Source organism: Paraburkholderia sp., assembly GCF_034668105.1.
Lineage (GTDB): Bacteria > Pseudomonadota > Gammaproteobacteria > Burkholderiales > Burkholderiaceae > Paraburkholderia.
This window is the reverse complement of the sequence record NZ_JAXDPY010000510.1, coordinates 1-21,824: the sequence shown is the minus strand read 5'-3', so window position 1 is coordinate 21,824 and position 21,824 is coordinate 1. Positions and strand designations below refer to the sequence as shown.

Below are 21,824 nucleotides of genomic sequence, written 5' to 3'. Positions count from 1 at the left end.
TGGAATTCGGCGATGCCGTCGAGCGCGGCGAACTGGTCGACCTTGCGCGGAAGCAGCCCACCGACGTCGAACTGTACTGGCGCGCCTGGAAGGTCCCGTCGCCACGGCTCGAAAGGCTGTCGGCGCGCATCGTCGAACTCGGCCGCATGGCCCTGGGTCCGCCGGGCACCAAGGTCAAATGCAAACGCGCCGCCTGAACTGAAGGTCAGTGGAGGATCGGCGGCAACGATCCGCTGCTCGCGGTGGCGGGATTGGCCGTTGTGGAATTGGCCGTGGCGGGATTGGCCGTGACGGAAGCGGGACTGGCCGTCACATTTGCGGTGTTAGCCGGCGCATTCGTATGGGCGGCCGCCGGTTTGGCCGCGCCGGTTTTCGCCGCCACCTTGACCACGTGCGCATGTGCCGTGTGGCCGTGAACCAGGTTGGCATGCATGACCCTGCCTTGACCCGGTTTCGCTTGAGCGAGTGGTGCGCGCGGCTTTTGCCCCTGCGCGACTGAAGTTGTCTTCGACTTCGACTGAGGCGTGCCCGCGACCTTCACCACGCCAGCGTGGCCAGCATTCTTAGCCGTAACCTTTTTCACGCTGCCGTGGCCAGGGTTCTGAGCCACGACCTTCACGCCACCGTGCGCTGCCGGCCTGCTGCCGCTCTTCGACTCCAACACAACCCGCTGCGCACCATGTTGACCGCGCGCCGCGTGCTTCGAACCGGCCTTCGCACTAGCGCCGGACTTGACCTTGGCGGCACCCGTCGTTTTCCTGACCTGCTTCGCCGTATGTCCGGCCGATTCGGGCGGATTCCACACCTCCGAATAACCCGCCGCCATTGCCGCACCGGACGCACACCACACTGCAGCTGCCATTGCTACTACTCGAACCCACATCTCCTGCTTCTCCTGATCTTCGACTTCATAACGAGCCAGGATTATATTCTCTTGCAAAAATCCACTTTTAGACTAATATCAAGCCAAAGTACAGATAAGGACTCACCTACTCATGGCTCACGCTGCCCGTCTCGCCCAGCCCGAACCACCCATTCGCCGGCCAGTTTCGGAACCCACGCTAACGGAAATGTCGGCTGCAGGTCTGCGTGCGTTCTTCAACATCGCACGAGACTGGGACTTGAGCGCCGAGGAGCAGATCGTGTTGCTCGGCACGCCGGGCCGCTCCACTTACTTCAAATGGAAGCAGGCGCCGGAGACAGCCCGCCTTGGGCGCGACACGCTGGAACGCCTGTCGCTGCTGCTCGGCATCTATAAGGCGCTGCAAATCCTGCTGCCGCAGCCCAGCGCCGCCGACACCTGGATCAAGCGCCCCAACAGCGCGCCGCCGTTCGGCGGCCGCCGCGCGCTGGACCGCATGCTGGCCGGCAACATCAGCGATCTCGTGGCCGTGCGCCAGTATCTCGACGCGATGCGAGGCGGCTGGGCGTGACAGAACCGCATTGGCAGCACCGCTGGCGCAGCGCGCCGCTCGACTGGTCGCCCGCGTATCGCGTGATTCCGACGCGCTTTCCGGCCGTCAATCTGTTCGACCGGGTCGCCTCGCCGGAAGATTTCGACGCCCTCTACGCGCTCGAAGCCATGACCAACGACCGCTTGCGCACCGAAGTCGGCGAACTCGATCTCGTGCCCCGCGAAGAACGCCGTTTCGGCTCGGGATACGGACCGATCATGGCCGCGTTGACCCATCTGAATCCGCTCGGCAGCCGCTTCTCGGACGGCACATATGGCGTGTTCTATTGCGCCCGCTCGCGTGCTACGGCAATCGCCGAGACGCGCTATCACACGGGAAAATTCCTCGAAGCGACCGCCGAGCCGCCCATGCGGCAGCAAATGCGGCTCTACACCGTCGTGGCACAAGGCAACGTGGTCGATATCCGCGGCGACGCATCGCTCGATCTCGCTGTGCTGTCACCGGACGACTACGTCGCCGGCCAGGCGCTCGGCCGTACCGTGCGTGAGGGCGGTGCGCCGGGCATTGTGTATCCGTCGGTACGTGATGTCGAAGGCGAATGCCTCGCCGCGTTCAGAACCACGCTGCTGCGCGACTGCCATCACGCGGCGTATCTGGAATACAACTGGAACGGCACGAGCATCGATATGGTGTTCGAGCTCAATCAGGTGGGCTGAGAGATCGACGGGGACAGGGCTTCGAGTTCAAACACATGCGCGGGGAACCAGCACAGGTGTTCGAACTCAATCGGGTGCGCCCCGAGATCGGCTGGGAAGTGACGCAGAGCGGGCAGCCACAAAGCAACCGCGGGTAGCTGTGAGCAACCGCTCGCAAATCACGGCCGGCCGCAGCAGTCAAAACCCTCAAGGCAGCGCCATCGTCGCTGCTCCGGCTTCCCTCGCCGCATCGACCGAGATCGACCAACGCCGCAATGCCTGCGGCTCCACGATCGTGAGCTTGCCGCCAGGCCCAAATGCGCCGGTGTCGATATAAACCTGGGAACCGAATTGCTGGATGTCACGCATCGGCGTATGGCCGCAGTAGGTCAGCGACAGGCCATGCTGACGCACCGGATCGCCATTGCCCAACGCCAGATCACGGCCCCATAACAACTGCTGGCGCGTTTCAGCGGAAAAATTGCCGGCGTCGAGCTCAGCGTCGGTGCCGAAAAATTCGGCATGCAGAACATTGAAGCGTTCCCTGCCGCTCCCGACCACACGCACGAGCGGCAACGTCCGCAGCAGTTCGGCGTAGTGCTGCAAGCGTTCGTCGGACAATTTCGCCGCCCATATTCCGCCTATGCCATACCACCACTGACGCCGCAAGCGGCCGTCGGCGACGGCGCATAAAGTGTCTTCGTGATTGCCGAGCACGGCGTGAAACCACGGCTTGTCGAGCAGGGCCAAAGCCTGCTCCGACTGTTCGCCGCGGTCCACCAGATCGCCGACCGAAAAAAGCCGGTCGCGCGCGGGATCGAACGCGATATCGCGCAGCAGATAGCGCAATGCATCGACACAGCCATGCAAATCGCCGACGACAAAGTCGCGGCCGCTCCGATTGGCCGGATGATGCTGAACGGGGTTGACGAGTACGGAAGCCATTCGCTCATGATAGTGCGGCATCCGTCATTGCGTATGCGCGCTGCCTATCTTTTCCTGGTCGCGCGCCGTGCTGCAATCACGTAGAAATGACGCGAAAACGGCACGTGTGCGGCAGGAGTTACCGGAAAACATGCCGTTAGCGCTGTCGTTATTGCTGCGTGCGCAGCTTGGCGACCTGATCCACCGTCACGGTGGACTGCGGATTGCCGAACTGTCGGGTGACATAATTGGTGATAGCGGCCACCTGGTCGTCGGTGAGCTGGGTACCGAACGCGGGCATCAGCACATCAGCCTGTTCCCATGATGGTGGTACCCATGATGTGGTTGTTCGGCGCGAACGTATCGTCGAACGAGACCTCGGCGCCGCCGAACAGCGTCGCGATCCGCGCATACAGTTCATGCGTGTTCGCCGCGCTCTTCTTCACGTAGTGGTTGATCGAGTAGTAGATCTCGGGCTGTGGAATGCCGAGCGCGTCCTTGTGATCCGCTGAAGGCACCACGCGGTTCTGCGGCTCCGCGAGATGCTCGTGAAAGCTGTTGATGTTCAACGTGCGGGCCGCGCGGTCGCGGATCTGGCGGTCGAGCTCGGCGCCGGTGAGACCTTTTTTCAGCAGATCGGCGGTCACACTCATGGTCGGCACGCCGTTCGACAGATGCAGCTTTTTCGCCGCGTAGTCGGAGCGGAATGCGCCGTCGCGGAAGTTGACGATCGAGGTCATCTCCATCGGCCCGCGTCCGGGCCACAGCGGTTCGTTGGCTAGGAAGGTCACGCCCGTACCGGGATGGTCCATCAGATTGCGGCCCACCTGGTCGGAGCTATTGCCGATGCCGTGCGGGAATTTGTCGGTGCTCGACATCTGCGGGGGCGATCCATGAGAGCGAGCGGCCCGCGCCGGCAAACGCGAGCGCGGCGGCGGTGGCGCATACGCCCAGCACCCATGCCCTGCGCGATGCCGAGAACGAAAACGAACGCGATGCCTCAAGCCAAGGCGATTGCGAAGACCGCGGTGAAGAGCTCGAGGAAGAACCTGGCGAAGAACGCGGCGAAGACGAAGTTGATGACGAAAGCCCGGACGAATGCGTCACTTCGTGCGCAGCAGTACGTTGTGCAGCGTTACTTGCCGCCGCATTACGTTGTGCTGATGACACCCGTGTGAAATAACGCCACCGAGAACGCCACCGAGAACGCCACCGGGAACGCCACCGAGAACTCCACCGCAAACTCCACCACGCAATGCGCACGGCGAAAAACCTGCCGCCTGCCAATCGCCTTTCAACTGAAAGCGGCGCGCAAGGCCGTTGCGAAAGACTATAGCCTGTGACTCACCCATCGACAAATGGTGCCTGAAGCGCGAGTAGAATCCGCGACACGGGCGCCTCACCACACTGGATCTCATGCTCACAAAATATTATCCGCAGGTGCTTCGCAATCGGCCGCGCATGCTGATCGGCCTTGCCGTCGGCGTCGTGGCCGCGCTGGTCATGCCTGAGCACACACGCTCCATGGTGCGCGTTCTGGTCGGCTGGGACGCCGCGGTATGGAGCTATCTAGCGCTGATCTGGGTGCATATGGCAATGGCCGACGAACGCGGCGTCCGCGAATTCGCGCGGCGCGACGACGAAAACGCGGGTGTGGTGCTGGCCGTGATCTGCGTCGCGACTGTCGCCAGCATTGCCGCGATCGTGCTCGAATTGGCCTCGGCGAAGGGCACGGGCGGCACCTCGGCGCTGTGGCACTCCCTGTTGACCGGCTTCACGATGATTGGCGCGTGGTTCCTGATCCCGACCATTTTCACCATGCATTACGCGCGGCTCTACTACGACCCGGCCGCACCGGAGACGGCGCTGCTGTTTGCCGACGACCAGCTCGAGCCGAACTACTGGGACTTCCTGTACTTCTCCTTCACCATCGCGGTGGCCTCGCAAACGTCGGACGTGGTGCTGCGCTCCCGCACGATTCGCCGGGGAGCGCTCGCGCAGTCGATCCTCTCGTTCTACTTCAACGTCGCCGTGCTTGGCCTGTGCGTGAACATCGCGGCGGGCTTGCTCGGTTCCTAGCCGTGTAAAACCCGCACGACAGCCACCCGTTTTACACGCGGACCGTCCACGGCAACCGCGTGATCTGCCTTCAGGGCCGCCTTCCTCTCATCTTGCCGGCTGCGGTTCGCACCCCTCCCCTTCGTCCGCAAACGCACTGGCACAGCGTTTGCTGCGTCTTGCCAAGAGTTCTGGCCGGCCCCGTGCCGTCGACGCCTGGCGTCAAAGCACCTGCTACTGGCCAGCGGCGTGACGATCTTTGCACTACATTGACCAGTACGCGCCCTCGCTTCACGCATCGCGCGGTATCCGGCTCTGGAAGCCCAATGAGCGCTGTGATCGCATGTCACTTGCATCCACACCGCAGCAGGACGAATCTGGAAACGACCGATGGAATCCCCAAACGGGTACGCGCCGCGGATCTACTTTTTTCATTCACTTCTCGTTGGGCCGCTCGATGCATGGCCTGCGCAGTTCGCTCACGCAGCCGGACTGGGCTTCGATCACGCGTTGATCGGCGGCGTCTTCGCGCCGGGTCAGGCGGGTCATGGACAGGTGGTCGGCAACCACGGCCGGCTGCATCCGGTGTTCGAGACTCAGCAACCGGCCACGGAGGCGCTCCGTACGCTCGCGCAAGCCGCCCGTCAGCACGGCCTGAGTGTGCTGGTCGATCTGGTGATCGACCGGATGGCCGCCGATGGTGCGCTATACGCCGAACATGCCAGCTGGTTCCACCCAGTCGAGTCTGAAGAGGCGCGGCTCGATCCGCGCCACGTGCATCGCGAGGACAACGTCGCGTATGCCAACTTCAAAGAGGCCGGCAGCAGCGCCGCGCTAGTCGACTGGTGGACGCAGCAACTGCTGGCGCTGGCCGACGCCGGTGTGAGCGGCTTTCGTTTCGATTCGCCGCATCGCGTGCCGGCTGCCGTTTGGCGGCAGCTCGGCGACGCGGTTCGCGCTAAACATCCCGACGTGCGTTTTCTCGCCGCGACGCCCGGTCTCGCTCGTGGCGATCTGCTCGGCCTGCAAGGCGCGGGTTTCGACAGCGTGTTCTCGTCGGTACGCTGGTGGGACTTCCGCGCCAGCTGGATGGTGGAGGAGCATGCCGCCCTCGCCCGCATCGCCGCCCCGATCGCCTTTCCCGAAGCGCCTTACGGCACGCGCCTCGCCGCCGATCTCGGCGATGCGCACGACGCCGCCATCGTCGAGCGCGCCTACCGGCGCGCGCTGTTCGCGTCGGCCTCGACCGGCACCGGCTGGATGATGCCGATGGGCTTTGAATACGGCATCACCGAGCCGATGTGGCAGACACGCGGCGATGCCGCGCAGTTCGCTCGCGCCTGTCAGTCGAAGCAATTCGACCTCTCGGAGCGGATCCGCCATGTCAACGAGGTGCTGCGCAATACGAAGACGCTGCACGCCAACGGCGAATTGCGCCCGCTAAGCGGCCCCGGCGCGCCTGCCGCCATTTTGCTGCGCGCCGATACACCCGACCTGCGCAACGCCGATGAAGCGGTCCTGATCGCCATCAATCCCGAACTCGGCGCGCCCGTGCGCGTCGATCCGGCGCGCTTCCTCGCGGGCGTGCCGGGCAATTTCACGCGTTTCGTCCCGCTCGACTCGGCTGGGCATGCCACGCCCGCCACCTTGACACCGTTCACACTCGCGCCTGGCGCTGTGCGCCTGTTCCGCGCCGCCGCCGACAAGCCAATCCGTCTCGCGCCGCCGATCGATAAAGCGAACAGCAAGCGCAGCGGCCGCAAGACCGTGCTCGAAGCAATCAACGCGCCGCGCGTGGCGATCGAGAGCGTGACACCCTCGGTCGATCACGGACGCTTCCCAGCCAAGCGCACGGTGGGCGAGCGAGCTGAAATCACCGCCGCGATCTTCGCCGAAGGTCACGACAAGATCGCCGCCGCCGTGGTCTGGCGCGCCGCCGACGAAACCGCCTGGCATGAAGTCCCGATGAGCGCCGCACAACCGGCGGGCCTCGACATCTGGAAGGCGCGCATTCCGCTGGAGCGCCTCGGCCGCCATGAATTCACGGTGATTGCATGGCGCGACGACTTTGCGTCGCTGGTCGAGCATATCCAGAAGAAGCTGAAGGCGGGTCAAACCGTCGAACTCGAACTCGACGAAGCCGCGCATCTGTTCGCCCTCGTGCTTGCCGAAGTGGAAACGGCGGAAGGCGCGGTGACCGAACCGCTCGAACACATCGTCAAGGTGTTCACGAAGGCCGACGCCGAAACGAAGCTCGCGTTGATCCTCGCGCCGACCACGGCGAAGGCGATGAGCGCCGCGCGCCACCGCCCGTTCCTGAGCCGCGATCCGATCATCTACAAGATCGACGCCGATCGGACCGCCGCGGGTTTCGCAAGCTGGTACGAGATCTTCCCCCGTTCGATGAGCGACGACGAATCGCGCCACGGCACTTTCGCTGACGTCATCAAGAAGCTGCCGCGCATACGCGACATGGGATTCGACGTGTTGTACTTCCCGCCGATCCACCCGATCGGTCTGGCGAACCGCAAGGGCCGCAATAACACGCTGAACGCGCAACCCGGGGATGTAGGCAGCCCGTACGCGATCGGCGCAGCCGAAGGCGGTCACACCGCCGTGCATCCCGAACTGGGCACGCTCGACGACTTCAAGCAGATGCTCGCCGCCGCGCACGCGCACGGCCTCGAAATCGCGCTCGACTTCGCCATCCAATGCTCGCCGGATCATCCGTGGCTGAAGGCGCATCCGACGTGGTTTGCCTGGCGCCCCGACGGCACGCTGCGTTACGCGGAGAATCCGCCGAAAAAGTACCAGGACATCGTCAATCCCGACTTCTACGCGCACGATGCCAAACCCGATTTGTGGCTCGCGTTGCGTGACGTATTCCTGTTCTGGATCGAAGCGGGCGTGCATATTTTCCGCGTCGACAATCCGCACACCAAGCCGCTGCCGTTCTGGGAATGGGTGATTGGCGACGTGCGATCGCGCTATCCCGACACGATCTTCCTCGCCGAAGCCTTCACCCGGCCGCGCATGATGAACCGGCTCGGCAAGATCGGCTTCTCGCAGTCGTACACGTATTTCACGTGGCGCGAGTCGAAGCGCGACTTCATCGAGTACATGACCGAGCTCACGCAAACCAGCGAGCGCGATTTCTACCGGCCAAACTTTTTCGTCAATACGCCGGATATCAATCCTCGGCATTTGCAGTCGTCCGGGCGTTCGGGATTTCTGATTCGGGCTGCCCTCGCTTCCACGCTCGCCGGCTTGTGGGGCGTGTATAGCGGTTTCGAATTGTGCGAGGCCGCCGCGCTGCCGAACAGCGAGGAATATCTCGACTCCGAAAAGTATCAACTGCGCGCGTGGGACTGGAACCGGCCCGGCAACATCGTCGGCGAGATTACTGCGTTGAACCGGATTCGCCGCGCGAACCCGGCGCTGCAAACGCATCTCGGCCTCACGTTCCTGCCCGCGCACAACGACAACATTCTATTCTTCGAAAAAGCGACTGAAGCACGCGACAACGTGATCCTGGTGGCCATCAATCTCGACCCGTTCAACGAACAGGGCGCGGACATCGAATTGTCGTGGGACACTTTCCAGAACTGGAATCTGCACGACCATGGCGCGCTGGAAGTAACCGATCAGATGACCGGTGCGCGTTTCGAATGGCACGGCCGCTGGCAGCATGTCCGCCTCGGTTCGGGCCAGCCGTTTTCGATCTGGCGCATCGCGCCGCTTGGCGGCCTGCCCGCCGAACGCCCGGATGACGCCGACAGCGACTATCACGCAGACGCTGGCAACCCAACCCCTACGGAAGGTGCGACATGAAGCGTGACGATCCAGCCCAAACCACGTCGCAGGCTCATACGAGCACAGCCACCGGCAGCGGCGCCAAGGCGCGATCGCATCGGCGAGGCAAGCCCGCGACCTTGAGCGACGATCCGCTCTGGTACAAAGACGCGATCATTTATCAGGTGCACATCAAGTCGTTTTTCGACGCGAATAACGACGGCGTGGGCGATTTTCCCGGCCTGATCGCCAAGCTCGACTACATTGCCGAACTCGGTGTGAATGCGATCTGGCTGCTGCCGTTCTATCCGTCGCCGCGTCGCGACGACGGCTACGACATCGCCGATTACCGCAACGTGCATCCGGACTACGGGCAGTTGTCCGATGTGAGGCGCTTCATTCAGGAAGCGCATGCCCGCGGCATTCGCGTGATTACCGAACTGGTCATCAACCACACGTCGGATCAACATCCGTGGTTTCAGCGTGCCCGCCGCGCCAAGCCGGGGTCGAATCATCGCAACTACTACGTGTGGTCGGATACGGATCAGAAGTACACGGAAACGCGGATCATCTTTATCGATTCGGAGCCGTCGAACTGGACGCATGATCCGATGGCAGGCGCGTACTACTGGCACCGCTTCTACTCGCACCAGCCCGATCTGAACTTCGACAATCCGGCCGTGCTGAGGGAAGTGCTGCAGGTGATGCGCTTCTGGCTCGACATGGGGATCGACGGGCTGCGGCTCGACGCGGTGCCGTATCTGGTCGAACGCGAAGGCACCAACAACGAAAATCTGCCGGAAACGCACGCGGTACTGAAGAAGATCCGCGCCACCATCGACGCCGAGTATCCGAACCGGATGCTGCTTGCCGAAGCGAACCAGTGGCCGGAAGACGTGAAGGAATATTTCGGCGACGAAGACGAATGCCACATGGCGTTCCACTTTCCCCTGATGCCGCGCATCTACATGTCGATCGCGAGCGAGGATCGCTTCCCGATCACGGACATCATGCGCCAGACGCCGGACCTCGCGGAAACCAACCAGTGGGCGATTTTCCTGCGCAATCACGATGAACTGACGCTCGAAATGGTCACGGATTCCGAGCGCGATTACCTGTGGAACACGTACGCGAGCGATCGCCGCGCGCGTCTGAATCTTGGCATTCGCCGCCGTCTCGCGCCGCTGATGGAACGCGACCGCCGCCGCATCGAGCTGATCAATTCGCTGCTGTTGTCGATGCCCGGCACGCCCGTGATCTATTACGGCGACGAACTCGGCATGGGTGACAACATCCACCTGGGCGATCGCGACGGTGTGCGTACGCCGATGCAATGGTCGTCGGATCGCAACGGCGGGTTCTCGCGCGCCGATCCTGAACAACTGGTGCTGCCGCCGGTGATGGGGGCGTTGTACGGCTTCGATGCGGTGAATGTGGAAGCGCAAAGCCGCGACCCGCATTCGCTGCTGAACTGGACCCGGCGCATGCTCGCCACGCGTCGCGCGAAGCAAACGTTCGGACGCGGCACGATCCGTTTCCTGAAGCCGGAAAACCGCAAGATTCTCGCGTACCTGCGCGAGATGCCGGGCGAGCCGCCGATCCTGTGCGTGGCCAATCTGTCGCGCGCACCGCAAGCGGTCGAGCTCGATCTGTCCGAATTCAACGGCTCGGTGCCGATTGAAATGACCGCCGATTCGGTGTTTCCGGCCATCGGCCAGCTTACGTATCTGCTGACCTTCCCGCCGTACGGCTTCCTCTGGTTCTTGCTGTGCCCGGGCGGCCAGCGTCCGACGTGGGCGCAGGCGCATTCGGAACCGTTGCCGGAATTCGTCACCATCGTGGTTCGCGAGGGCCAGGTCGGCCCGACGCCGGAGAACGTGCGCCTGCTCGAATCCGAAGTGCTGCCGTCGTGGCTGAGCCGGCGCCGCTGGTTTGCGTCGAAGGATCAGAAGATGCACGCCGTGCGTCTCGCCGCGCTCACCACGATTCCGAACGGCGGCTTCGCCTTCACTGAAATCGAAGCGGACGTGGGCGATCACACCGAACGCTACGTTGTGCCGATCGCGATCACTTGGGGCGGCGAAACCACCTTCCCGCTGTTCATGCAATTGGCGCTGGCGCGCGTGCGCCGCGGCCGCAACGTCGGTCATCTGACGGACGCGTTCGCGCTGCCGATCTTCGCCCATGGCGTGCTGCGCAAGCTGCGCGAACGCGCCGTGGTGCCGACCGTGCAGAAGAGCGAGATCAAGTTCATCCCGACCGAACGGTTCGACGAACTCAAGAACCTTGGCGAGCGGCCTGAGATTCGCTGGCTGGCGGCCGAGCAAAGCAACAGCTCGCTGATCATTGCCGACGCCGCCGTGCTGAAGCTGGTGCGCCGTCTGGTCAGCGGTATTCATCCGGAAGCGGAAATCAGCCGCTATTTGACCCAGCTCGGCTACGCGAACACCGCGCCGCTGTATGGTGAGGTGGTACGCGTCGATCCCGAAGGCGTGCCGCACACCCTCTGTATCTTGCAAGGCTTTATCGACAATCAGGGCGACGCCTGGAACTGGTCGCTCGACTACCTGCGCCGCTCGGTGGACGAACTTGCGATCGCTGTCGATACGGAAGCGCAATCGGCGCCGGATCGTGACAACGAAGCGATTCTGACGGAAGGCTACAGCGCGTTGGCCGGTATCATCGGCCGGCGGCTCGGCGAACTGCACGTTGCGCTGGCCTCGCCGACAGACGACCCGGCGTTCGCACCGGAACCCGCCAGCGCCGAACAGGTGAAGGCGTGGGTCGACAGTACGCAGTCCATGCTGGCTAGCGCGCTCGATCTGCTCGCGCCGCGCATCGAGCAGATTAGCGATCCGGACACCAAGGCGCTGGCGCAAAGCCTGATCGACCGTCGCGCTGCCCTCGTCGAGGTAGTCGGCAAACTGGTATCGAGCGATGCGGGCGCATTGCGTACGCGCATTCACGGCGACTTCCATCTGGGTCAGGTGCTGGTCGCGCAGGGCGACGCGTACCTGATCGACTTCGAAGGCGAGCCCGCGCGCACGCTTGAAGAGCGTCGTCAGAAGTCGAGTCCGCTGCGCGACGTGGCCGGCTTGATGCGTTCGCTGTCGTACGCAAGCGCGGCGGCGCAGTCCACCACCGAAAGCGCGCCGCAGCAAACCGCCGATCGCAAGCGCGCGCTGTTCGACCGTTTCCGCGCGCATGCCACCGAGACGTTCCTGAAAGAGTACCGCGCCGCGATTGCTGACTCGCCGACCCGGCTGGTGGCGCCCGAGGCGGAACAGGCCTTGCTCGATCTCTTCCTGATCGAGAAAGCCGCGTACGAAATCCGTTACGAAGCGGCCAACCGTCCGACGTGGCTCAGTTTGCCGGTACGCGGCCTCGCCGCGCTCACCAGCCGACTGCTCGGCGACACCGGCAGCCCGCAGCACGATCCATCAACCCAGGCGCCAGGCGCCGCCACACCGCCTAATCCGGCCGAGGGCGACTATGAGTGAGCATGATCCGGCCGCAGGCCTCCAACCGCTCGATATCGACGCGCTCGTCGAAGCGCGCCACCCCGATCCTTTCTCGCAGCTCGGCATGCATCAGACGGACGCCGGTCCGGTCGTGCGCGCGCTGTTGCCGAACGCCTCGCACGTCACCGTCATTTCGCGCGCCGACGGTTCGACGCTCGGCGAGCTCGAACAACTCAGGCCGGGGCTGTTTGCCGGCCGCATCACGTCGGCGGCGCCGTACCGCTTGCGGATCGACTGGCACGGCACCGTGCAGGAAATCGAAGACACGTATTCGTTCGGCCCCGTGCTCGGCGACGAACCGCTCGGGCGTCTCGCCGGCGGCGACCCGTACGCGGTGCTGGAATGCCTCGGCTCGCGGCCCATGGAAGTGGACGGCGTGCCCGGCGTGCGCTTCGCCGTATGGGCGCCGAATGCGCGGCGCGTTTCAGTGGTCGGCGACTTCAACGCGTGGGATGGCCGCCGCCATCCGATGCGCTTGCGTCATCAGGCCGGTGTGTGGGAATTGTTCGTGCCACGCGTCGGACCCGGCACGCGCTACAAATACGAATTGCTCGCCCGTGACGGCCATCCGTTGCCGCTCAAGGCCGATCCGTGCGCGATGCAAACGGAAAAACCGCCGGGTACCGCGTCGGTGGTCGCGCATGTCGACGAGATCGAGCAGTTTCAATGGACCGATCACGAATGGATTCAAGCGCGCGGCGCAAAGCAAACGCCGGGCGCGCCGATCTCCATCTATGAAGTGCACGCCGAATCGTGGCTGCGCGTCGCCGAAGAAGGTCAGCGCGGCCTCACGTGGGAGGAACTCGCCGAGCGTCTGATTCCGTACGTCAAAAGCATGGGCTTCACGCACGTGGAGTTCATGCCGATTGCCGAGCACCCGTTCGGCGGCTCGTGGGGGTACCAGCCGTTGGGTCAATTCGCGCCGTCGGCGCGCTTCGGCAAGCCCGAGCAGTTCGCCACGTTCGTCGACAAGGCGCACGAGGCCGGTATCGGCGTGATTCTCGACTGGGTGCCCGCGCACTTTCCGAACGACGCGCACGGTCTGATCGACTTCGACGGCACACCGCTCTACGAGCACGCCGATCCGCGCGAAGGCTATCACCAGGACTGGAACACGATGATCTACAACCTCGGCCGCAACGAGGTGAGTGCGTTCCTGGTGGCGTCGGGCCTGGCGTGGTTGAAGCGCTATCACGTCGACGCCCTGCGCGTGGATGCGGTCGCCTCGATGCTGTATCGCGACTATTCGCGCGCCGCCGACGAGTGGGTGCCGAACATCTACGGCGGCCGCGAAAATCTCGAATCGATCGCGTTTCTGAAGCGGCTGAATCACGAAGTCGGCTATGTGCCAGGGGTGCCCGGCGCGATCACGATCGCCGAGGAATCGACCGCGTGGCCGGGCGTGACGGCGCGCGTCGAAGACGGCGGCCTCGGCTTCCAGTTCAAATGGAACATGGGCTGGATGCACGACACGCTGCACTACATGGAAGAGGATCCGGTTTATCGCCAATACCATCATCACATGATGACGTTCGGGATGGTGTATGCGTATTCCGAGCGCTTCGTGCTGCCGCTCTCTCACGACGAGGTCGTGCACGGCAAAGGCTCGCTGCTCGGCAAGATGCCCGGCGACAGATGGCAGAAGTTCGCCAATCTGCGCGCGTACTTCGGTTTCATGTGGACGCATCCGGGCAAGAAGCTGCTGTTCATGGGCGGTGAATTCGGTCAGATGGCGGAATTCAATCACGACACGTCGCCGCATTGGAATCTGCTTGACGATCCCCACCATCACGGCGTGCAGAAGCTCGTGCGCGACCTGAACCATCTATACAGCGCGGAGCCTGCGCTGTACCGGCTCGACAGCGAGCCGGGCGGCTTCGAATGGCTGGTCGGCGACGACAGCGGCAACAGCGTGTACGCCTATCGCCGTACCGACGGCGAGGGCAGCGAAGTCATGGTCGTGTGCAATATGACGCCGGTGCCACGCGTCGGCTACCGGATCGGCATGCCGCGCGGCGGCCGCTGGGTCGAAGTCCTGAATACGGATGCCGGCGTGTACGGCGGCTCGAACATGGGCAACGGCGGCCTGATTCACACCGAGGAAATCTCGAGCCACGGCAGGCCGCATTCCGCAGCGCTGACGTTGCCGCCGTTGGCGACGATCGTCCTGCGCGCGGATTAAACGAAGGTGATGTAAGACGGGCGCGCAGCCTCGCGGCCGCGCGCCCGTTGCATGAAGACCCACGATAGCGTTGATAAAACAGAACAAGGAAGGGGAATCATGTCGCATGCAATGCCCGACCGGCTTCTGCCCGGCTCGCCCTATCCGCTTGGGGCCAGTTGGGATGGCCTCGGCGTCAACTTTGCGGTGTTCTCGGCGAATGCGCAGAAAATCGAGCTTTGCCTGTTCGACCCCACCGGTCGCAAGGAAATCAGGCGCTACACGCTGCCCGAATGCACCGACGAAGTCTGGCACGGCTATCTGCCCAACGCGCACCCCGGCACGGCTTACGGGTTTCGCGCACATGGACCCTATCAGCCGCACCATGGGCACCGCTTCAATCCGCACAAACTGTTGCTCGATCCGTATGCGCGCAAACTGGTCGGGCAGTTTCGCTGGTCCGACGCGCTGTTTGGGTATCGCGTGCATTCGAATCGTGCCGACCTTTCCATCGACCGGCGTGATTCGGCGCCGGCCATGCCGAAGTGTGTCGTGATCGACGAAGCCTTCGACTGGTCGCACGACAAGCGCCCGAATGTGCCGTGGGGCGAAACCATCGTCTACGAGGCGCATGTGCGCGGCCTGTCGATGTTGCGCCCCGATTTGCGCCAGCACGAACGCGGCACGTTCGCCGCGCTGGCGTCGCCGGAATTCATCGAACATTTGCTGAAGCTCGGCGTGACCGCCGTCGAATTGCTCCCCGTGCATGCGTTTCTGAACGACCGCTTTCTGGTGGAGCGCGGCTTGCGCAACTACTGGGGTTACAACACCGCGGCATTTTTTGCACCGGAGCCGTCGTATCTGAGCACGCACCGGCTCGATGAAATGCGTATCGCCGTGCGCCAGTTGCACGCGGCCGGCATCGAAGTGATTCTCGACGTGGTCTACAACCACACCTGCGAAGGCAATGAGATGGGACCGACCGTCTCGTGGCGCGGTCTCGACAACGCCAGCTATTACCGCCTGATTCCCGGCGACGAACGCCACCATATCAACGACACCGGCTGCGGCAATACCGTGAACCTGCCGCATCCGCGCGTGCTGCAGATGGTGATGGATTCGCTGCGTTACTGGTCGACGAAGTTCAATATCGACGGCTTCCGTTTCGATCTCGGCGTGACGCTCGGCCGCGAGCAGCATGGCTTCGACCCCGGCTCCGGTTTCTTCGACGCGTTGCGCCAGGACCCGATCCTGTCGCAACGCAAGCTGATTTCCGAACCATGGGACATCGGCCCAGGCGGTTATCAACTCGGCAATCATCCGCCGGGCTTCGGCGAATGGAACGACCGCTTTCGCGACACCGTCCGCCGCTTCTGGCGTGGCGACGCGGGCCTGCGCCCCGATCTCGCCGCGCGTCTGACGGGCTCGGCCGACCTGTTCAACCGGCGCTTCAGAAAACCGTGGGCGTCGGTCAACTTTGTCACGTCGCATGACGGCTTTACGCTCGCCGATGTCACCGCGTACGAGCACAAGCACAACGAGGCGAATCGCGAAGACAACAACGATGGCCACAATGAAAATTGCAGCCGCAATTGGGGTGTGGAAGGCCTGACCGAAGATCCCGCCATCGACGAAACCCGCAAACGCGTGGCCCGTTCGCTGATCGCCACGCTGCTGATGGCGCTCGGCACGCCCATGGTGCTGGCAGGCGACGAATCGCTGCGCACCCAAAATGGCAACAACAACGCGTATTGCCAGGATAACGAACTGTCATGGCTCGACTGGGAGCGCGCGGAGTCGCCCGATGGGCGCCAGATGACCGCGTTCGTCGCGCGGGTGATCGCGTTGCGCAAACAGCATCCGCTGCTGCGCGAAACGCGCTTTCTGTTCGGCGACCGCGAAGTGTTGCCGGGCCTGTTCGATGTCGGCTGGTTCGATACGCGCGGCGATCCGCTCACCATCGAAGCCTGGGAGGACCCCGAAGGCCGCGCGTTCACGCTGCGGCGCGCCGGTCCCGGGCTAAATGGCGAAACGGAAGTATTGTTGATGATGCTCAATGCAGCGGAAGAAACGCTGCGTTTTACGCCACCCGCGCCGCACCTGGAATGGCATGTGCTGCTAGATACTGCCGAGCCGGAAAGCGCGCCGCACCGGTTGGCGGTCGCAGAGGTGGAAGTGGCCGCGCATAGCCTCGTGATGCTGGCGGCGCAACCCGTCGGCGAAGCGGATTGGCAGGCGGGCTGGAAGGCCGGTGCGCAGCATGGGCGGCGGCTGTTGACCGCGCTGCCGCCCGATCCGGGTGCGCATCCGCCGAGCAGCGACCCGTCGCCGACCACGTAGGCTGCGCAGGAAGCATGGCACGTACAGCATGGTCAGGCAGCTGCGTCATGAAGCGTCGGGCCTCGCAAAGGCGACCGACACGTGAGACGCGGCGCGAAGCAAAACCGAATGGTGAAGAATCATGTCCGAAAGTCCGATTGACCCGCACGCGCATCATCACGCGCATTGCCTGCCGTTCAGCGCGCAGTTGCTGGGCGCGACAGGCGCGAAGCCGCGTACCCGGTTCCGCTTCTGGGCGCCTTCGTGCAAAACCGTCCACGTGGAAATCGAAAACGGACCGGCCCAAGGCTCGCATGACATGACGCCCGCCGGCAACGGCTGGTTCGAAGCGACCGTCGACTGCGGCGCGGGTACGCTGTACCGTTTCCGGCTCGATGGCGAACATGCGGTGCCCGATCCCGCGTCGCGTTTCCAGCCGCAAGATGTGCACGGCCCGAGCGAAGTGATCGACCCGCGTGCCTACCATTGGGAACATACCAACTGGCATGGCCGCCCGTGGGAAGAAACCGTGTTGTACGAGTTGCACGTCGGCGCGATGGGCGGCTATGCGGGCGTGCAGAAACGTTTGCCCGCGCTTGCCGCGCTCGGCGTGACCGCCATCGAATTGATGCCGCTGAACGACTTTCCCGGCAAGCACAATTGGGGCTACGACGGCGTGCTGCCCTATGCACCCGATTCCGCGTACGGTCGTCCCGAAGAACTGAAAGCGCTGATCGACGCCGCGCACGGTCTCGGCCTGATGGTGTTTCTCGACGTGGTCTACAACCACTTTGGCCCGGACGGCAACTATCTGCACGAGTACGCCCGCTCGTTTTTCCGCGAGGGCACGCATACGCCGTGGGGCCCGGCGATCGATTTCGAGCGCAGCGAAGTGAGCGACTTCTTCACCGACAACGCCGTGTACTGGATCAATGAATATCGTATCGACGGCCTGCGTTTCGATGCGGTGCATGCCATCGACAATCACGCGTGGCTGCGCGAATTGTCCGACCATATCCGCGCGAAAGTGCAACACGGCCGGCATGTGCATCTGGTGCTGGAAAACGAGCACAACAGCGCGAGCCTGCTGGAAACGCATTTTGACGCGCAATGGAACGACGACGCGCACAACACGCTGCACGTTCTGCTGACCGGCGAAACGGAGGGCTATTACCACGCGTATGAAGACCAGCCGATCCGGCGCCTCGCGCGCGTGCTGTCGGAAGGCTTCGCCTATCAGGGCGACCCGTCGCCGATTCACGACGGCGCACCGCGTGGCGAATCGAGCCAGCATCTGCCGCCCACTTCATTTGTGATGTTCTTGCAGAATCACGATCAGGTCGGCAATCGCGCATTCGGCGAGCGCCTGCGCAAGCTGACCTCGGACGACGCGTTGCGCGCCGCCACCGGTTTGCTGCTGCTGTCGCCGCAAATCCCGCTGCTGTTCATGGACGAGGAATATGGCTCGACCCAGCCGTTCCTGTTCTTCACCGACTACACCGGCGACCTTGCCGATGCCGTGCGCGAAGGACGGCGCCGCGAATTCGCGCGTTTCTCGTCGTTCAGCGACGAAAAGCGGCGCGCGCAGATTCCCGATCCGAACGACGTGAAGACCTTTGCGGCCTCCTCACCGCCGGAGCCGGTTCACGGTTCCGCCACGGACGACGAAGCGAAAGACCGCCTCGACTGGATGCACTTCTACAAATCCGCGCTCGCCGTGCGGGCGAAGCTGATCACGCCGCGCCTGAAACATTCAAAAGCGCTCGGCTCGACCGTGCTGACCGATGCAAGCGGCGGCGATGCCAATGCGCTGATCGCCCGCTGGAAACTTTGCGACGGCGAAACCTTGTCGGTCGCGTTGAATCTCTCGAAGGAGAGCGTGGCGTTCCCCGATCTGCCTGCCGGCAAAGTGATTTTCGAAACACCGCCGCGCGTGCGCGAACAGATCGACGCCAGGGTGTTGCCACCGCACACGTTCGTCGCGTGGGTGACCGGCGACGTCAGCGACTATGCCATCGGCCACGATGCTCGCATTGCGGGCCAACAGGAGCGCCACGCGTGAGTGCTACCCGACGTTCACACGATACGATCGTGACCCTTGCCACACGCGCCGGTTTCGAGGTGGAGTGGCGCGATGCGCACCGCAAGACCCAGCTTGTGCCGGAGAGCACGCTCGCTGTGCTGCTCGAACGGATGGGCTTGCCCTGTGGTAACGCCACGCAAATCCGGCATAGCGCGGCCGCCCTCGAAGCGGAGCTGTCCGGCAAGAAACTGCCGCCGCTGATGACCGCGGAGGTCGAGCGCGGCATCGCGCTGCCGGTCGCGGCGATCAAATCCGGCAGCCATTATCGGATCGAACTTGAAAGCGGCTCGATCATCGACGGCCGCTTCACGGCGCCCAAAGGCGAAGAAGCCCTGCTCGCGCCGATCGACGAGCCCGGCTATCACACGCTGGTGATCAACGACCAACGCGTGACACTCGCCGTTGCGCCGTCACGCTGCTATACCGTCGCGGATGCATGGCGCACGCTGCACGACGGCACCACTGAGCAAGCCCCGCCGCTGTGGGGCATTGCCGCGCAGTTGTACGGCTTGCGCCGCTCGGGCGACGGCGGCATCGGCGACTATTCGGCGCTCGCGAGCATGGCGATCGAAAGCGCGAAGCGTGGCGCGCACGCGCTCGCGGTCAGTCCGACGCATGCGATGTTCAGCGCCGAGCCGAATCGCTTCAGCCCGTATTCGCCGTCATCGCGCTTGTGGTTGAACGTCACGCATATCGATCCCGCCGCGGTGTTCGGCGCCGATGCCGCGCGCGCCGCGCTCGAGACCGCGCAGGCCGCCGACGCATGGTCGGCACTCGAAGACTTGCCGCTGATCGATTGGCCGAATGCAGTTGTGCTTAAGCTCAAGGTGTTGCGCGCGCTGTACGAAAATTTCTGCACCCAGGAACGCGCGCACGACACGCCGCGCGCGCTCGAATTTCACGGCTTCTGCGAACGCGCCGGCCGTGCGCTCGAAGATCACGCGCGTTTCGAAGCGCTGCAGGCGGTGCAACTGTCGCAAGAAGGCGGCGACGGTCATTGGCGTAATTGGCCTGAGGCGTTGCGCGATCCGCGCAGCCCGGAAGTTGAGGCCTTCGCTGACGCGCATCGGCATGAAGTCGATTTTCATCTGTTTTTGCAATGGCTAGCCGCCAAGGGCCTGTCGCACGCACAGCATGCAGCCGCCGACGCCGGCATGGCCGTCGGCCTGATCGCCGACCTGGCCGTGGGTTGCGATAGTGCCGGCAGCCATGCATGGTCCTATCGCGACGACATGCTGCAAGGCGTGTCCGTGGGCGCACCGCCCGATCTGTTCAACCAGGCCGGCCAGGCGTGGGGGCTGACCACCTTTTCGCCGCGCGCGATGCGCACCCAGGGCTTCTCCGCTTTTATCGACATGCTGCGCGCGGCCTTTGCGCATGCGGGCGGCATCCGCATCGACCACATTCTCGGTTTGCGCCGCCTGTGGCTCGTGCCCGAGGGCGAGAGCGCGCGTAATGGCGCCTATCTACGCTATCCGCTCGAAGATCTGCTGCGGCTGATCGCGCTCGAATCGTGGCGGCATCGCGCGATCGTGATCGGTGAAGATCTCGGCACCGTGCCGCCGGGTTTTCGCGAGCGGCTCGACGAGCACGGCATCGCCGGCATTCGTGTGTTGTGGTTTGAAGGCGCGGAAAGCGGCACGGGTTTCAAGCCGCCGCAGGCCTGGGACCGCAACGCGGTGGGCACCACCACCACCCACGATCTGCCGACCGTGGCGGGCTGGTGGCGCGGCAGCGATATCACGTGGCGCAACCGGATTGGCCAGACGATGGCGCGCGCCGACGGCCGCGATCCCGAGGAAGCCGCGCAGGAACAGCGCGCCGAAGACCGTGCGCTGCTTTGGCAGGCGTTCCAGCAAGCCGGCGTCGCCGCGCCCGACGTGGACGCGCCGCCGCCCGACCAGGCGCCGGTGGATGAAGCGCTCGCCTTCGTCGCCGCCACGCCCGGGCCGCTCGTCACGTTCCCGCTCGAAGATTTGCTCGCGCTGGTCGAGCAGCCGAATCTGCCCGGCTCGATCGACGAGCATCCGAACTGGCGCCGCCGCGTCACTGTGCCCATCGACGAATTGTTCGAGAACGACACCTTCAGCGACCGCCTGCTGGCCATCGATCGCGCACGCCGTAACGCAACCGTTCCCGCTTCTTCTTCCAATGCTTCTTCGGAGCCTGATACGCCATGACCGTCCCGCGCTCCACGCTTCGCCTCCAGTTTCATCGAGGCTTTACCTTCGACGATGCCGCGAAGCATGTCGACTACTTCGCCGCGCTCGGCATCAGCCACGTATACGCGTCGCCCATCACCACGGCCGAGCCGGGTTCGATGCACGGCTACGATACCGTCGACTACACCCAGGTCAATGCCGAATGCGGCGGCGAGGCGGGCTTGAAACGCCTCGTCGAAAAACTGCGCGCGCACAACATGGGCTTGATCGTCGACATGGTGCCGAACCATATGGGTGTCGGCGGCTCGAGCAACGCGTGGTGGCTCGATATCCTCGAATGGGGCCGGCATAGCATGTACGCGCGCCATTTCGATGTCGACTGGCATTCGCCCGATCCGGCCTTGCGCGGCAAGGTGCTGGTGCCGACCCTCGGGGCGCCGTACGGCGAGGAACTGGCGGCGGGCAGGATTGCGCTGCATTTCGCGGCGGACAGCGGGCGCTTTTACATCGGCTATGGGCCGCATGTGTTTCCGGTCTGTCCGACCGATTACGCGTCCATTTTGCAAAGCACCGAGCGCGCCGATCTCAACGCACTGGCTGAACGTTTCCAGGGCCTGACGACGCAACCGGCCGATCAGCCGCGCGCCGCCGAAGGACGCGACATGCTGCGGGAGTTCGTCGCGCAAAGCGGCGC

At 63.9% G+C, this 21,824-nt stretch carries 14 protein-coding genes and 2 pseudogenes; 12 read left to right on the top strand and 4 right to left on the bottom strand.

The genetic code is table 11. The annotated features are described in order from the left end of the window. A pseudogene (locus QOC89_RS22830) lies at window positions 1-197 on the top strand (hypothetical protein); the annotation flags it as partial. Window positions 198-205: 8 nt separating this feature from the next. Here the strand turns inward: QOC89_RS22830 and QOC89_RS22825 are convergent. Continuing rightward, window positions 206-862 carry a hypothetical protein gene (locus QOC89_RS22825; RefSeq protein ID WP_323047092.1) on the bottom strand — a complete coding sequence of 219 codons (657 nt, stop codon included), beginning with the start codon at window positions 860-862 and terminating at the stop codon, window positions 206-208. 133 nt (window positions 863-995) lie between these two features. Here QOC89_RS22825 and QOC89_RS22820 point away from each other — a divergent pair, with 133 nt between their 5' ends. Both QOC89_RS22820 and QOC89_RS22815 read left to right on the top strand, forming a co-directional pair. Continuing rightward, window positions 996-1,433, top strand: a complete 438-nt coding sequence (locus tag QOC89_RS22820; RefSeq protein ID WP_323047091.1) for an MbcA/ParS/Xre antitoxin family protein — start codon at window positions 996-998, stop codon at window positions 1,431-1,433. Then, the gene (locus tag QOC89_RS22815; RefSeq protein ID WP_323047090.1) at window positions 1,430-2,131 is read left to right on the top strand and encodes an RES family NAD+ phosphorylase; all 702 of its coding nucleotides are present in this window, start codon (window positions 1,430-1,432) and stop codon (window positions 2,129-2,131) included. The genes QOC89_RS22820 and QOC89_RS22815 overlap by 4 nt, the downstream gene beginning before the upstream one ends. Window positions 2,132-2,317: 186 nt before the next feature. Here QOC89_RS22815 and QOC89_RS22810 read toward each other — a convergent pair whose 3' ends face one another. The 3 genes and pseudogenes from QOC89_RS22810 to QOC89_RS22800 form a co-directional block, all read right to left on the bottom strand. Beyond that, window positions 2,318-3,055 carry a metallophosphoesterase gene (locus QOC89_RS22810; protein WP_323047089.1) on the bottom strand — a complete coding sequence of 246 codons (738 nt, stop codon included), beginning with the start codon at window positions 3,053-3,055 and terminating at the stop codon, window positions 2,318-2,320. 148 nt (window positions 3,056-3,203) lie between these two features. Next, a complete protein-coding gene (locus QOC89_RS22805; protein ID WP_323047088.1) occupies window positions 3,204-3,335 on the bottom strand; it encodes a cytochrome c in 132 nt (43 codons plus the stop codon). 16 nt (window positions 3,336-3,351) lie between these two features. After that, window positions 3,352-3,912 (bottom strand): annotated as a pseudogene (locus tag QOC89_RS22800) (choline dehydrogenase); the annotation flags it as partial. Window positions 3,913-3,971: 59 nt separating this feature from the next. On the opposite strand from QOC89_RS22800, the gene QOC89_RS22795 reads away from it, so the two are divergent. The 9 genes from QOC89_RS22795 to QOC89_RS22755 form a co-directional block, all read left to right on the top strand. Further along, window positions 3,972-4,217 (top strand): hypothetical protein, encoded by a 246-nt coding sequence (locus QOC89_RS22795; RefSeq protein ID WP_323047087.1) that lies wholly within the window; start codon window positions 3,972-3,974, stop codon window positions 4,215-4,217. A gap of 233 nt (window positions 4,218-4,450) precedes the next feature. Beyond that, window positions 4,451-5,113 carry a DUF1345 domain-containing protein gene (locus QOC89_RS22790; RefSeq protein WP_323047086.1) on the top strand — a complete coding sequence of 221 codons (663 nt, stop codon included), beginning with the start codon at window positions 4,451-4,453 and terminating at the stop codon, window positions 5,111-5,113. Between the two features lie 369 nt (window positions 5,114-5,482). Then, the gene (locus QOC89_RS22785) at window positions 5,483-8,923 is read left to right on the top strand and encodes a maltotransferase domain-containing protein (RefSeq protein ID WP_323047085.1); all 3,441 of its coding nucleotides are present in this window, start codon (window positions 5,483-5,485) and stop codon (window positions 8,921-8,923) included. After that, a complete protein-coding gene (gene treS, locus QOC89_RS22780; protein ID WP_323047084.1) occupies window positions 8,920-12,384 on the top strand; it encodes a maltose alpha-D-glucosyltransferase in 3,465 nt (1,154 codons plus the stop codon). Before QOC89_RS22785 ends, treS begins: the two co-directional genes overlap by 4 nt. Then, window positions 12,377-14,587, top strand: a complete 2,211-nt coding sequence (gene glgB, locus QOC89_RS22775; RefSeq protein WP_323047083.1) for a 1,4-alpha-glucan branching protein GlgB — start codon at window positions 12,377-12,379, stop codon at window positions 14,585-14,587. Before treS ends, glgB begins: the two co-directional genes overlap by 8 nt. A 99-nt stretch (window positions 14,588-14,686) precedes the next feature. Then, window positions 14,687-16,906, top strand: coding sequence for a glycogen debranching protein GlgX (gene glgX, locus QOC89_RS22770; RefSeq protein WP_323047082.1), 2,220 nt, complete (start codon window positions 14,687-14,689; stop codon window positions 16,904-16,906). Between the two features lie 121 nt (window positions 16,907-17,027). Beyond that, complete coding sequence (treZ, locus tag QOC89_RS22765; protein ID WP_323047081.1) at window positions 17,028-18,947, top strand: malto-oligosyltrehalose trehalohydrolase; 1,920 nt, start codon at window positions 17,028-17,030, stop codon at window positions 18,945-18,947. Beyond that, window positions 18,944-21,148, top strand: a complete 2,205-nt coding sequence (gene malQ, locus QOC89_RS22760; protein ID WP_323047080.1) for a 4-alpha-glucanotransferase — start codon at window positions 18,944-18,946, stop codon at window positions 21,146-21,148. The genes treZ and malQ overlap by 4 nt, the downstream gene beginning before the upstream one ends. Beyond that, on the top strand, window positions 21,145-21,824 hold a 680-nt coding region (locus QOC89_RS22755; RefSeq protein ID WP_323047079.1), incomplete at its 3' end, for an alpha-amylase family glycosyl hydrolase. The genes malQ and QOC89_RS22755, both read left to right, overlap by 4 nt.

Excerpts from the sequence above, each read along its gene's own strand:
- QOC89_RS22825 (WP_323047092.1), bottom strand. The coding sequence starts at position 862 with ATGGCAGCTGCAGTGTGGTGTGCGTCCGGTGCGGCAATGGCGGCGGGT.
- QOC89_RS22820 (WP_323047091.1), top strand. The coding sequence starts at position 996 with ATGGCTCACGCTGCCCGTCTCGCCCAGCCCGAACCACCCATTCGCCGG.
- QOC89_RS22810 (WP_323047089.1), bottom strand. The coding sequence starts at position 3,055 with ATGGCTTCCGTACTCGTCAACCCCGTTCAGCATCATCCGGCCAATCGG.
- QOC89_RS22805 (WP_323047088.1), bottom strand. The coding sequence starts at position 3,335 with ATGCCCGCGTTCGGTACCCAGCTCACCGACGACCAGGTGGCCGCTATC.
- QOC89_RS22790 (WP_323047086.1), top strand. The coding sequence starts at position 4,451 with ATGCTCACAAAATATTATCCGCAGGTGCTTCGCAATCGGCCGCGCATG.
- QOC89_RS22785 (WP_323047085.1), top strand. The coding sequence starts at position 5,483 with ATGGAATCCCCAAACGGGTACGCGCCGCGGATCTACTTTTTTCATTCA.
- treS (WP_323047084.1), top strand. The coding sequence starts at position 8,920 with ATGAAGCGTGACGATCCAGCCCAAACCACGTCGCAGGCTCATACGAGC.
- glgB (WP_323047083.1), top strand. The coding sequence starts at position 12,377 with ATGAGTGAGCATGATCCGGCCGCAGGCCTCCAACCGCTCGATATCGAC.
- glgX (WP_323047082.1), top strand. The coding sequence starts at position 14,687 with ATGTCGCATGCAATGCCCGACCGGCTTCTGCCCGGCTCGCCCTATCCG.
- treZ (WP_323047081.1), top strand. The coding sequence starts at position 17,028 with ATGTCCGAAAGTCCGATTGACCCGCACGCGCATCATCACGCGCATTGC.